General features: G+C 58.7%; 14 protein-coding genes and 1 other RNA gene. 8 read left to right on the top strand and 7 right to left on the bottom strand.

The window, feature by feature from the left end; genetic code table 11:
* The 4 genes from H8S59_RS22190 to H8S59_RS22205 form a co-directional block, all read right to left on the bottom strand.
* Positions 1 to 602, bottom strand: a 602-nt coding sequence (locus H8S59_RS22190; RefSeq protein ID WP_187522819.1) for a 5-formyltetrahydrofolate cyclo-ligase, incomplete at its 3' end; no start/stop codon positions are given.
* A gap of 111 nt (positions 603 to 713) precedes the next feature.
* Positions 714 to 892, bottom strand: a non-coding RNA gene (ssrS, locus tag H8S59_RS22195) — 6S RNA.
* A 30-nt stretch (positions 893 to 922) separates the two neighbouring features.
* Positions 923 to 1,252, bottom strand: coding sequence for a cell division protein ZapA (locus H8S59_RS22200; RefSeq protein ID WP_027902405.1), 330 nt, complete (start codon positions 1,250 to 1,252; stop codon positions 923 to 925).
* Positions 1,249 to 1,458: a TIGR02449 family protein gene (locus H8S59_RS22205; RefSeq protein ID WP_027902404.1), complete on the bottom strand. Its 210-nt coding sequence runs from the start codon at positions 1,456 to 1,458 to the stop codon at positions 1,249 to 1,251. The genes H8S59_RS22200 and H8S59_RS22205 overlap by 4 nt, the downstream gene beginning before the upstream one ends.
* A 160-nt stretch (positions 1,459 to 1,618) precedes the next feature.
* Here H8S59_RS22205 and H8S59_RS22210 point away from each other — a divergent pair, with 160 nt between their 5' ends.
* The 8 genes from H8S59_RS22210 (at position 1,619) to gcvH (ending at position 10,666) form a co-directional block, all read left to right on the top strand.
* Positions 1,619 to 2,179: a YecA/YgfB family protein gene (locus H8S59_RS22210; RefSeq protein ID WP_122398099.1), complete on the top strand. Its 561-nt coding sequence runs from the start codon at positions 1,619 to 1,621 to the stop codon at positions 2,177 to 2,179.
* Between the two features lie 76 nt (positions 2,180 to 2,255).
* Entirely contained in the window at positions 2,256 to 3,599 is a 1,344-nt protein-coding gene (pepP, locus tag H8S59_RS22215) for a Xaa-Pro aminopeptidase (protein ID WP_187522820.1), read from the top strand.
* Positions 3,596 to 4,783, top strand: coding sequence for a 2-octaprenyl-6-methoxyphenyl hydroxylase (gene ubiH, locus H8S59_RS22220; RefSeq protein ID WP_187522821.1), 1,188 nt, complete (start codon positions 3,596 to 3,598; stop codon positions 4,781 to 4,783). Before pepP ends, ubiH begins: the two co-directional genes overlap by 4 nt.
* A 58-nt stretch (positions 4,784 to 4,841) precedes the next feature.
* Positions 4,842 to 6,056: a 2-octaprenyl-3-methyl-6-methoxy-1,4-benzoquinol hydroxylase gene (locus tag H8S59_RS22225; protein WP_187522825.1), complete on the top strand. Its 1,215-nt coding sequence runs from the start codon at positions 4,842 to 4,844 to the stop codon at positions 6,054 to 6,056.
* Between the two features lie 164 nt (positions 6,057 to 6,220).
* A complete protein-coding gene (locus H8S59_RS22230; RefSeq protein ID WP_187522822.1) occupies positions 6,221 to 7,222 on the top strand; it encodes an extracellular solute-binding protein in 1,002 nt (333 codons plus the stop codon).
* 160 nt (positions 7,223 to 7,382) lie between these two features.
* The gene (locus tag H8S59_RS22235) at positions 7,383 to 8,999 is read left to right on the top strand and encodes an ABC transporter permease (protein ID WP_187522823.1); all 1,617 of its coding nucleotides are present in this window, start codon (positions 7,383 to 7,385) and stop codon (positions 8,997 to 8,999) included.
* A 154-nt stretch (positions 9,000 to 9,153) separates the two neighbouring features.
* Positions 9,154 to 10,236 carry a glycine cleavage system aminomethyltransferase GcvT gene (gene gcvT, locus H8S59_RS22240; RefSeq protein WP_095101975.1) on the top strand — a complete coding sequence of 361 codons (1,083 nt, stop codon included), beginning with the start codon at positions 9,154 to 9,156 and terminating at the stop codon, positions 10,234 to 10,236.
* A 46-nt stretch (positions 10,237 to 10,282) separates the two neighbouring features.
* Positions 10,283 to 10,666 (top strand): glycine cleavage system protein GcvH, encoded by a 384-nt coding sequence (gene gcvH / locus H8S59_RS22245; protein WP_027901290.1) that lies wholly within the window; start codon positions 10,283 to 10,285, stop codon positions 10,664 to 10,666.
* 58 nt (positions 10,667 to 10,724) lie between these two features.
* Here gcvH and H8S59_RS22250 read toward each other — a convergent pair whose 3' ends face one another.
* The 3 genes from H8S59_RS22250 to H8S59_RS22260 all read right to left on the bottom strand — a co-directional run bounded on the left by H8S59_RS22250 (position 10,725) and on the right by H8S59_RS22260 (position 12,611).
* On the bottom strand, positions 10,725 to 11,048 hold the full coding sequence (locus H8S59_RS22250) for a DUF2388 domain-containing protein (protein ID WP_027901291.1): 324 nt from the start codon (positions 11,046 to 11,048) through the stop codon (positions 10,725 to 10,727).
* A gap of 188 nt (positions 11,049 to 11,236) precedes the next feature.
* Positions 11,237 to 11,680 (bottom strand): NfeD family protein, encoded by a 444-nt coding sequence (locus H8S59_RS22255; protein ID WP_095101973.1) that lies wholly within the window; start codon positions 11,678 to 11,680, stop codon positions 11,237 to 11,239.
* Between the two features lie 10 nt (positions 11,681 to 11,690).
* On the bottom strand, positions 11,691 to 12,611 hold the full coding sequence (locus H8S59_RS22260) for an SPFH domain-containing protein (RefSeq protein WP_187522824.1): 921 nt from the start codon (positions 12,609 to 12,611) through the stop codon (positions 11,691 to 11,693).
* Positions 12,612 to 12,720: the final 109 nt, after the last annotated feature.

Genomic DNA, 12,720 nt, shown 5'->3' on the forward strand with positions numbered 1-12,720 from the left:
GGGGCCTGATACCACCGGCGATCCGACACCGTGCCATCCAAAGGCACGTCCCAGCTGGCTTGCGCCAGACGCTTAACCTTCTGACATTCATGGGCTAGCCCAAGCAACACAGGCTTTTGCCAGACTTTTCTGCGTGAGCGATACGCCAGGCTGCGGTCGTAGAAGCCGCCGCCCATACCCAAGCGCCCGCCTTCATCGTCGAAACCCACCAATGGCATCAGGATCAAATCCAGCGTCCAGATCTTGCGCTGTTTCGCCGGATTGATACGCGGCTCAGGAATGCGGAAGCGATTGGGTTTGAATTTCTCCCCAGGCTTGACCCGCTGAAACACCATCTTGGTTCGTGGCCAGGCGCTGAGCACTGGAAGGTAAGTGGCTTTGCCGCGTTTCTGCGCGACGCGCAGAAGCAGTCGCGGATCAATCTCGCCATCCATGGGGAGGTAAAGCGAGATATGCCGGGCGCGACGGAATAGCGGATGTTGAGCCAGCTGGCGATAAATGCCGCGGGCCGCTTCGCGCTGTTCGCTTGCGCTCAAGGCACGGCGAGCCTGCCGTAGTTTTCGGCGCAATTGCTGGCGTGTGAGCGGTGCTTCACTGGTCATGAGCGGCGGGACATGCAGACTGATCCATCACGGTTGAACCAGAAGCGAGGACGCCAGAGCGACGACCTCGTGGACAGTGTTGTCGAGTAAAACCGGCAACACTCAGAATGGGTACTCCCCGACGAACCGCTGTCGGTGTAGCCCTTGAACCCGAAAGTTCAAGGTGGAGATTGCAGGAGGTTTTAAGGCTTTCCGTCGAGCGGACATGCACACCAACCCCAACGTGCAACCCCCGTGGTTGTGCGTATCGGCTCAGGGACATGACCGACTGGCAAGCACTCCAGGGAGCGGCGCAAGTATATCGAAACTTGTGGGAAATTTCAGCCCCGAGGCGCATCCGGAGGCAAATCAGAGTCTGTGGCAAGCACCAGATCAACCCGATCCAGCAAGTCGCGGACCTGTTCACGAGTTGAGCCACTGGCCTGCAGGTCGGGCAGATCCTGCTTATGCAGCAAATCGTGAGTAATGTTCAACGCGGCCATCACAGCGATCCGGTCGGCACCGATTACTTTGCCGCTGCTGCGGATTTCACGCATCTTGCCATCCAGATAGCGCGCGGCGCTGACCAGGTTGGTGCGCTCTTCCTGAGGGCAGATGATCGAATATTCTTTGTCGAGAATCTGTACGGTGACGCTGTTGCCATTGCTCATGAGTCTTGCTCCAGGGCCTTGAGGCGCGAAATCATTGTCTCGACCTTCTGCCGGGCGATTTCGTTTTTTTCAATCAAATGAGCGCGTTCTTCGCGCCACGACTTTTCCTGAGCTAATAGGAGTCCGTTTTGGCGTTTTAGTTGCTCGACTCGAGTGATCAGTAATTCCAGTCGGGCCATCAGCGCTTGCAGGTCGGTGTCTTCCATTGGTTCCCACTGAATACTTTCTGATGAGTGGCACAGGAGCTGGCTTTAAGCCACGGCCTCTGAAGCGCCGCCTACGGCCGTGTAGATGATCTTGTGGCCCGGATAGTCTAGGATACAAGCCTTCATTCTAGACACTGAGCCGATTGGCGACTAGCTACCCATGCCCATTCAGAATTCCCCGTATAAAGCATTCGCCACCCTGCTCAGCAGCAGCGGTCATCCTGTCTCTCCCGCTGAACTGCACGGCTTGTTGCTAGGCCGCAGTTGTGCCGGTTCCGGCTTCGATTCCGGTGACTGGTTGAACGACGCGGCAGAACTGCTTGAGTCCGTGCCTGAAGACAATGTCCGCCAGGCCCTGATCGGCTTGCAGGAAATGGTCAAAGGCGAACTCACCAGCGACGACATGACCGTTGTTTTGCTGCTCCCGAGTGACGACGAGCCGCTTGCCGAGCGCGCCATTGCGCTGGGCCAGTGGTGTCAGGGCTTCCTGACCGGTTTTGGTCTGACTGCCGGCGACACTGCGCTGAGCGCTGAAGCCATGGAAGTGTTGCAGGATCTGGCGGCCATCGCTCAGGTGCAGGACGCGCTGGAAGAGTCAGACGACGGCGAAAGCGATTACATGGAAGTCATGGAATACCTGCGCGTCGCGCCGCTGCTGTTGTTTACCGAGTTAAACAAAGCTACTACGGCTGCTGCCGAGCCAAAACCTTCGTTGCATTGATCCTTCATCGCCGCTTTCGCGACCATCGCCCATCTGGACGCTGGTCGCGGCGCTTAAAAAGGGAACCTGCCTGCCCATGATCCATATCCCGAAGTCGGAATACGCTCGTCGACGCAAGGCCTTGATGGCGCAGATGGAACCCAACAGCATCGCCATTCTGCCCGCTGCCGCCGTGGCGATACGTAATCGTGACGTCGAACATGTGTATCGTCAGGACAGCGACTTCCAGTACCTGAGCGGCTTCCCGGAACCTGAAGCGGTGGTGGTACTGATACCCGGCCGTGAACATGGCGAGTACGTGCTGTTCTGTCGTGAGCGCAATCCTCAGCGTGAACTGTGGGACGGGCTGCGCGCGGGGCAGGAAGGCGCTATCCGCGACTTCGGCGCTGACGACGCGTTCCCGATCAACGATATCGACGACATTCTGCCCGGCCTGATTGAAGGCCGTGACCGGGTTTACTCGGCGATGGGCAGCAACGCGGAGTTTGATCGGCACTTGATGGAGTGGATCAATGTGATCCGCTCCAAGGCCCATCTGGGGGCGCAGCCGCCAAACGAATTCGTTGCGCTGGATCATCTGCTGCATGACATGCGCCTGTACAAATCGGCAGCGGAAATCAAAGTGATGCGCGAAGCCGCAAGGATTTCCGCCCGCGCCCACGTCCGAGCGATGCAAGCCTGTCGTCCCGGGTTGCATGAGTTCAGCCTCGAGGCCGAGCTGGATTATGAATTCCGTAAAGGCGGCGCGAAGATGCCTGCCTACGGCTCTATCGTTGCTTCGGGCCGCAACGCCTGCATCCTGCACTATCAGGAAAACGATGCGCTGCTCAAGGATGGCGATCTGGTGATGATCGACGCGGGTTGCGAGATTGACTGTTACGCCAGCGATATCTCCCGGACCTTCCCGGTCAGCGGCAAGTTTTCTCCTGAGCAGAAAGCAATTTATGAGCTGGTGCTCAAATCTCAGGAAGCTGCGTTTGCGGCCATTGGCCCGGATAAACACTGGAATCAGGCCCACGAAGCGACTGTTCAGGTGATTACCGCAGGCCTCGTGGAACTGGGTTTGCTCCAGGGCGATGTGGATGAGCTGATCGCCAACGAAGCCTATAAGGCTTTTTACATGCACCGCGCCGGGCATTGGCTGGGGATGGATGTACATGACGTCGGCGACTACAAGGTCGGCGGCGAATGGCGGGTACTGGAAGTCGGCATGACTCTGACGGTCGAGCCGGGTATCTATGTTGCGCCGGACAATCAGCAGGTCGCGAAGAAATGGCGCGGTATCGGTGTACGAATCGAGGATGACGTCGTGGTGACCAAAAAAGGCTGTGAAATTCTTACCAGTGACGTACCCAAAACCGTCACGGAAATCGAGGCATTGATGGCCGCAGCCCGCAATCAACCGGAATTTGCTGCATGAGCCGTTTCAATCTGGCAATCGTTGGCGGCGGACTGGTCGGTGCCAGCCTCGCAATGGCTTTACAGGCAGGCGCGAAGGAGCGCGGCTGGAAGATCGTGCTGATCGAACAGTTCGCCCCTGGTGACACTTATCAGCCGAGCTATGATGCCCGCTCTTCGGCGCTGTCGTTCGGTGCACGACAAATCTATGAGCGCCTTGGCCTCTGGCAAGCCATCGCCCGCCGCGCCGAGCCGATCCTGCAGATTCACGTGTCGGACCGCGGCCGGTTCGGGTCTGCGCGCCTGTCAGCCATGGAAGAAGGCGTGCCCGCGCTAGGTTATGTGGTGGAGAACGCCTGGCTGGGCCAATGCCTTTGGCAGGGGCTGGACAAAGACGTAGTCAGTTGGCGCGTCCCTGCCGAAGTCAAACGTATGCAAGCGCTGCCGGATGGCTATCGCCTGTTGCTTGACGACGAAACCGAGCTGGAATGCGATTTGGCGATATTGGCCGACGGTGGCCGTTCGAGCCTGCGCGAACAACTGGGCATCAGTGTTCGTCAGCGCCCTTACAACCAGAGCGCACTGATCGCCAACATCACTCCGAGCGAAGCCCATTGCGGTCAGGCGTTTGAACGCTTCACCGATGAAGGGCCAATGGCCCTGTTGCCGCTGCCGGAAAACCGTTGTGCACTGGTCTGGACGCGCACGGGGTCGGACACTCAGCGCTTGCTGGAACTGGACGACCGCAGCTTCCTCAGCGAACTGCAAACCGTGTTCGGTTATCGCCTCGGCACGCTGCAGCAGGTCGGCGTGCGGCATGTGTATCCGCTGTACCTTATCGAAGCCGAAGAACAAGTCCGCTCACATCTGGTCGTACTGGGTAACGCAGCGCACAGCCTGCACCCGATTGCCGGTCAGGGTTTCAATCTGTCGCTGCGGGATGCAAACGCATTGGCGCAAACGCTGCTGGCCAGCGATAAGCTGCCGGGCGATCTGCCAACGTTGCAGCTGTATCGCGAGCAACAGCGACTGGATCAACAACTTACGGTCGGCTTTTCCGATCAGGTCACGCGCCTGTTTGGCAATAACGAGCCTCTTATCGCCGCCGGTCGCAACATCGGTCTGCTGGGGCTTGATCTACTGCCTCCGGCCAAGCGCTGGTTCGCCCGTCAGGCCATGGGCCTGGGGACTCGTCCCAATGTTTGATTTACGTCTTATTACTCACCGGCTCACGCCTTCAGCGGGAACGATTTAAAGCATGGAAATCCGCGCAGATCTGCTGATTGTCGGAGCCGGAATGGTCGGCAGCGCCTTGGCGCTGGCCCTACAGGGCAGCGGCTTGAACGTTATCGTGGTCGATGGTGGCCCGCTGAGCGTCAAACCGTTCGACGCCCAGGCGATGTTCGAACCCCGGGTCAGCGCGTTGTCTGCCGCCAGCCAGCGGATTCTGCAGCGCCTGGGCGCGTGGGAAGGCATTGCCAATCGGCGCACCAGCCCGTACGGCGAAATGCAGGTTTGGGATGGCAGCGGCACGGGGCAGATTCACTTCTCGGCGGCCAGCGTGCATGCCGACGTGCTCGGACATATCGTGGAAAACCGGGTCGTGCAGGACGCTCTGCTGGACCGTCTGCATGATTGCGATATCGGTCTGCTGGCCAACGCGCGACTGGAGCAAATGCGGCGCTCCGGGGATGACTGGCTGCTGACACTGGCTGACGGTCGTCTGCTGCGTGCGCCTCTGGTCATTGCCGCTGACGGTGCCAACTCTGCCGTTCGGCGTCTGACCGGGACTCAAACCCGTGAATGGGATTACCAGCATCACGCTATCGTGACCAGCGTGCGTACCAGCAACCCGCACCGCAAGACTGCCTGGCAGCGTTTTACCGATAATGGCCCGTTGGCGTTCTTGCCACTGCAGCGTGAGGGCGAGCATTGGTGCTCCATCGTATGGTCGGTCACCCCAAAAGAAGCCGAGCGGTTGACGGCTCTGGACGATGATGCGTTCTGTCGCGAGCTTGAACAGGCCTTCGAAGGCCGTCTGGGTCCTGTGCTGGCCGTCGACCCTCGGGTGTGCGTGCCGTTGCGTCAGCGGCACGCCAAACGCTATGTCGCTGAAGGTCTGGCCTTGATTGGCGACGCCGCCCACACCATCCACCCGCTGGCCGGGCAAGGGGTGAATCTTGGCTTTCTCGACGCGGCAGTGCTGGCCGAAGTATTACTGCATGCCAATGAGCGTGGAGAGCGACTCGCCGACGTGCGCGTGCTGAGCCGCTTCGAACGCCGCCGTATGCCCCACAATCTGGCGCTGATGGCGGCGATGGAAGGTTTTGAGCGGTTGTTCCAGGCCGACCAGTTGCCGATTCGCTGGCTGCGTAATACGGGGCTGAAAATGGTTAACCAGATACCGGAAGCCAAGGCCACCTTCGTGCGGCAAGCGCTGGGATTGAGTGGGGACTTGCCAGAGTTGGCGCGGTTGTAAAGCTAGCACCGCTCCCACAGAGATTGGGTTTGCAGGCCAACATAACTCTCCCACAAGTAGTGCACATTGCTCGCCAGCCGCAACATTCTGTTACTCGTCTATCCAGACGCGGCAAATGGGATTCACTACCATTTCGCCTCATTTTGCGAACGCGAGACCTCTCCATGCAGGCAAGCAAGCGTCTTCTGGCTGCTTTGACACTGGCAGTGCTTGGCAGCACCGCCCAGGCTGCCGACGAGGTAGTGGTTTATTCCTCCCGAATTGATGAACTGATCAAGCCGGTGTTCGATGCGTATACGGCCAAGACCGGTGTGAAGGTCAAATTCATCACTGACAAGGAAGCGCCGCTGATGCAGCGCATCAAGGCCGAAGGCGAGAACGCCACTGCCGATCTGCTGCTCACCGTCGATGCGGGTAACCTCTGGCAGGCCGAGCAGATGGGTATTCTGCAGCCGTTCACTTCGCCGGTGATCGACGCCAATATTCCTGCGCAGTATCGCTCGTCGACCCACAGCTGGACCGGCCTGAGCCTGCGGGCCCGGACCATCGCCTATTCGACTGATCGTGTTAAGCCCGAAGAGCTAACAACCTACGAAGCATTGGCAGGCAAGGACTGGGAAGGTCGCCTGTGCCTGCGCACGGCAAAAAAGGTTTACAACCAGTCGTTGACCGCCACTTTGATTGAAACCCACGGCGCAGAAGCGTCCGAGAAGATCCTCAAGGGCTGGGTGAACAACCTGTCCACCGACGTGTTCTCCGACGACATAGCCGTCCTGGAAGCGATCAATGCCGGGCAGTGCGATGTCGGCATCGTCAACACTTACTACTATGGCCGTCTGCACAAGGACAATCCTGATCTGGCAGTGAAGCTGTTCTGGCCGAACCAGTCGGACCGCGGCGTACACGTCAATTTGTCCGGAATTGGCCTGACCAGGTACGCTCCCCACCCGGAAGCCGCCAAGGCCATGGTCGAGTGGATGACAGGTCCGGAAGCACAAGCAATCTTCGCGGGTACGAATCAGGAGTTCCCGGCCAACCCGAAAGTCGCCCCCTCCCAGGAGGTCGCAAGCTGGGGTCAATTCAAGGCTGATACCATCCCGGTCGAAGTTGCAGGCAAGCGCCAGGCCGAAGCGATCCGTATGATGGATCGGGTTGGCTGGAACTGACTCTGTCACTCAAGCACATTATTTGAATTGAAATGGGCTTCCTGTGGGAGCGGTGCTTGCCCGCGATAAGGCTGAACGCGATTCGCTTTAGATCGCATCCAGCCTTATCGCGGGCAAGCACCGCTCCCACAGGAATCTCCAGCACCTGTAGAGAGCCACCTTGGCCCATCCCGCCCAACGCCGCTGGTACCCGCTGGTCTTCGCCATCGCTGCACTTGTGCTGCTGCCGCTCAGTGTTTTGCTGCTGTCCTGGCAGACCATCGACATGCAGATCTGGTCCCACCTGTGGGAAACCCAGATGCCACGCCTGCTGGGCAATACGCTGACACTGGTTCTGGGCGTGGGCGTTGGAGTCACGCTGCTGGGCGTCAGTCTGGCCTGGCTCACCAGCCTGTGTGAATTCCCCGGTCGGCGCTGGCTGGATTGGGCGTTGATGCTGCCGTTTGCGATTCCCGCCTATGTGCTGGCGTTTGTATTCGTAGGGCTGCTGGATTTTGCGGGTCCCGTGCAGACGTTACTTCGCGAATGGTTCGGCAGCGGGCTGCGACTGCCACGCGTGCGCTCCACCGGCGGCGTGATCATCGTGCTGGTGTTGGTGTTTTACCCTTACGTGTATCTGCTCGCGCGCACAGCGTTTCTTGCCCAGGGCAAAGGCTTGATGGAAGCCGCCAGAGTGCTTGGCCAAACACCCTGGCAAGCGTTCTGGCGCGTCGCATTGCCAATGGCACGTCCGGCCATTGGAGCGGGTGTGGCATTGGCGCTGATGGAAACCCTCGCCGACTTCGGCGCAGTTTCGGTCTTCAACTTCGATACCTTCACCACTGCCATTTATAAAACCTGGTACGGCTTCTTCAGCCTTTCCAGCGCAGCACAACTGGCCAGCCTGCTGCTGTTGGCGGTGATGATCGTGCTCTACGGCGAGCGTCGAGCCAGAGGGGCGAGCCGGGCGACCAACGAAAGGCCTCGGGTCAAGGCGCTTTACCATCTGCGGGGCATCAAAGCGGCCGCGGCCACTTGTTGGTGTGGGCTGGTATTCATCTGCGCCTTTGCCGTTCCGCTGTTACAACTGATCGTCTGGGTCTGGCAACGCGGACGCTTCGATCTGGATGAGCGTTATACCGGGCTGATCCTGCACACTTTGTATCTGGGTGGCATCGCCGCGCTGATTACCGTAAGCGTGGCACTGGTGTTGGCGTTTGCCCGACGTCTGGCACCGACTCCAGCGATCAACTCCGGGGTTGGGCTGGCTAATCTGGGCTATGCACTGCCAGGTTCAGTGTTGGCCGTTTCGATCATGCTGGCGTTCAGTTATCTGGATCGCGTGTTGGTGATACCGGTTTCCAGCTGGCTGGGCGGCGCAGGCAAGCCTTTGCTGCTGGGCAGTCTGGCAGCGCTGCTGTTGGCCTATCTGGTGCGTTTCATTGCCGTCGCCTACGGGCCGCTGGAAAACAGCCTGTCACGCATCCGGCCCTCCCTCCCGGAAGCAGCACGCAGTCTGGGAGTCAGTGGGCCACGATTGTTTTTCAAGGTGTATCTACCTCTGCTGGTCCCTGGCGCGTTGAGCGCAGCGTTGCTGGTCTTCGTCGATGTGCTCAAGGAAATGCCCGCCACCCTCCTGATGCGCCCGTTCGGCTGGGACACCCTGGCCGTACGCATCTTCGAGATGACCAGCGAAGGCGAATGGGCCCGCGCCGCCCTGCCCGCCCTTACGCTGGTCCTGGTTGGCCTGTTGCCAGTCATCGGTTTGATCAGACGTTCCGCACGTCAACTTAGTTAGATGCGGGTCTACCTCCGTACGGCTACAATGCGCCGCAATCGGTGTGGTCTGTCAGACTGTTCGACATGTTGCTATCTGCTCCTAACCCAATACACAGGGGCATGTCAGCGTTTTTGCCTGTCCGCACCTCCGCCACGCCCGGAAGGAGAAACCCATGGGACAGCGCACGCCGCTTTTTGACCTGCATCTCGCCCTGGGCGCGAAGATGGTTGATTTTGGTGGGTGGGACATGCCGTTGCATTATGGATCGCAGGTCGAGGAGCACCATCAGGTGCGCCGGGATTGCGGTGTGTTCGACGTCTCACACATGCATGTGATTGATGTAACCGGCAGTCAGGCAAAAACCTGGCTGCAGTATTTGCTCGCCAATGATGTCGACCGGTTAAAGGATGTGGGGCACGCGTTGTACAGCGCGATGCTCGACAACGACGGCGGGGTCATCGACGACATGATCGTCTACCTCACTGACAACGGCTACCGTCTGGTGGTCAACGCGGCCACCGGCGACAAAGACCTCGCCTGGATGTTTGTGCATCTGAATGACTTCGATGTGCAACTGAACAAACGTAATGATCTGTCGATGCTGGCCATTCAGGGCCCACAAGCCCGTGTCAGAATTGCCGAACTGGTCACGGCATCCCGAGCCGAACTGATCCGCCAGCTCAAGCCGTTTGAAGGGCGCACAGACGCCAACTGGTTTATCGCACGGACCGGCTATACCGGCGAAGACGGTCTGGAAATTATTCTGCCGTCTGAACAGGCGCCCGGCTTCTTCAACGATCTGGTGGGCGCTGGTATTTCGCCAATCGGTCTGGGCGCACGAGATACCCTGCGCCTTGAAGCGGGCATGAACCTCTACGGCCAGGACATTGACGAGCAAGTCACGCCGCTGGTAGCCAACATGGCCTGGACCATCGCCTGGGAGCCTGCCTCCCGCAAGTTCATTGGCCGTGCCGCTCTGGAAGCCGAACGCGCGCGGGGTATCGGCTCCAAACTGGTTGGTCTGGTGCTGGAAGAGCGCGGCGTTTTGCGCGCTCATCAAGTGGTGCGCATCGCAGAAATTGGCGAAGGAGAGATCACCAGTGGTAGTTTCTCTCCTACGCTAAGCAAGTCGATTGCCTTGGCACGCGTGCCAATGGCCACTGCTGACCGTGCCGAAGTCGAAATTCGCGGCAAATGGTACCCGGTTCGCGTGGTAAAGCCCGCGTTTGTACGTCATGGCAAAGCCCTGATCTGAATTTTCCTGGCGGGTTTACCGCTGACCCGATGTTGAGGATGACTAAATGAGCAATATCCCCGCCGAACTGCGTTTTGCTGAAAGCCACGAATGGGCAAAGAAAGAAGGTGACCTGATTGTCGTGGGTATTTCTGACCACGCTCAGGAAGCACTGGGCGACGTGGTGTTCGTCGAGCTGCCGGAAATTGGCAAGGTCTTCGCCGCTGGTGATGCTGCGGGTGTCGTTGAATCGGTGAAAGCCGCTTCCGATATCTATTCGCCGATTGCTGGCGAAGTGGTTGAAGTCAATGAAGCGCTGGGCGACGCTCCGGAATCACTGAACAACGATTCTTACGGCGCGTGGATCTTCAAGATCAAACCCAGTGCTGCCGATGCTGATCTGGCGAAACTGCTGGACGCTGCAGGCTACAAAGCTGCTATCGGCGAGTAAGCCGAACAGCCAGCCATAAAAAATGCCGCTCATTGAGCGGCATTTTTTTATCTCGGAATTACTGGTTTTCAGCAACCAGATTCTTGGCCAGGATGGCGTTGGCCAGATCCATGTCCGAAGCATTCAGGCCAGGGTTCTCACTGCGAACCTGCTGGATAGCTGCTTCCAGGAACGGACCACGGATACCACCGTCGCTGGCAACAAAGCTGCCTGCGTCGTCTTGAGCAGCAACGATCAGTTTGTGATCCTTGAAGGTCAGGTAAGTGGAGCCGGTAGTGGCGCCAGAGGAAATAACATCACGCCAGAACCCAGCGTCAGCCATTGCTGAACCAACCGGGAGAGAAAGCAGAGCAAACGTGGCGACAGCGAGCTTGAGACGCATGATGGGGTACTCCAACAATGATTGTTCTGAAACTGTTGGATAGCGGGAGTGATGTGGTAGTTCCGTGGCGGAGGCGACGACACCTGTAGGAGAGCGCTTGCCCGCGATGGCAGTCTTCCAGATAGCACACCGGTGCCTGACTCAACGCTATCGCGGGCAAGCGCGCTCCTACAGGGGGCAGGTGTTACTCAAAGCGCCTCAACCCTCAATATGGCCCCATCCTGGCCGATTACTCGGACCTGGCTACCGACCGGAGTATCAGGCCCATTAACCAGCCAGACGCTGTCGCCTACCTTGATCTTGCCCCGACCATCGACAATCGCGTTCTGGACAACAAACACACGACCGATCAATTCCTGACCGCGCATATTCAGACCGGGCTGATCCGAAGGCCGGTTAACGGTTCGCTGGCGGCGCCACCAATACACGGCCGTCAGCACCGACATGACGGCAAACAGCAAGAACTGCAGGGTCCAGAGCATGCCCGGGATGATGAACGTCAGCACGCCGACCGCTGCCGCCGCAACGCCCATCCACAGCAGATAGCCGCCCGCGCCGAACACCTCAAGAATCAGTAGCACGGTGCCTAACCCCAGCCAGTCCCAGAACGACAGGTTTTGCAGGTATTCCATGGGGCGCGCCTCAGGAATTCTTGCTGTCAAAGGTGGCTTTGACGATTTCGCCGATGCCGCCGACAGCGCCGATGACCTGACTGGCCTCAAGAGGCATGAGGATGACTTTGCTGTTGTTGGCTGAAGCCAGTTTGCCCAGCGCATCGATGTACTTTTGCGCGACGAAGTAATTGACCGCCTGGACGTTACCGCTGGCAATGGCCTCGGACACCACCTGAGTAGCCCGCGCTTCTGCTTCGGCCTGACGCTCACGAGCTTCAGACTCCAGGAACGCCGCCTGGCGGCCACCTTCAGCCTCAAGAATCTGCGCCTGTTTCTTGCCTTCAGCAGTCAGAATCGCGGCCGCTCGCAGGCCCTCGGCTTCAAGAATTTGCGCGCGCTTGATCCGCTCGGCTTTCATCTGACCGGACATCGCAGCCATCAGATCGTCAGGCGGGCTGATGTCCTTGATTTCGATACGGGTGATCTTGATGCCCCATGGCGCAGTCGCTTCATCCACGGTACGCAGCAGCCGCTCGTTGATGTTGTCACGCTGGCTGAGCATCGCGTCCAGCTCCATGGAGCCCAACACGGTGCGGATGTTGGTTTGCAGGAGATTGCGAATGGCATGTTCGAGGTTGTTTACCTCGTAGGCTGCCTGCGCAGTGTTCACGACCTGAAAGAAACACACCGCATCGATTTGTACTGTGGCGTTGTCAGCCGTGATGACTTCCTGAGGCGGGATGTCGAGGACGCTTTCCATGACATTGATCTTGCGCCCGATGCGATCCATCACCGGCACAATGATGTTCAGGCCCGGCTTGAGGGTGGTGGTGTAACGGCCAAAGCGCTCAACCGTCCACTGGTAGCCCTGCGGCACAACCTTGAAGCCCATGAATACGATGGCGATCGCCAGCGCAACGAAGAGTAAAACCACACTGCCCAGTTGCATAACATTTCCCTGTTGGTTACGAACGTTTATCAGGGCGCTATTTAGTCAGACTTCGGCCACATAAAGCCAATGATTCAACGAAATATTGGTTCAGGATGTGAGTGATTTT

This window comes from Pseudomonas folii (assembly GCF_014357575.1).
In the GTDB taxonomy this organism is placed as follows: domain Bacteria; phylum Pseudomonadota; class Gammaproteobacteria; order Pseudomonadales; family Pseudomonadaceae; genus Aquipseudomonas; species Aquipseudomonas folii.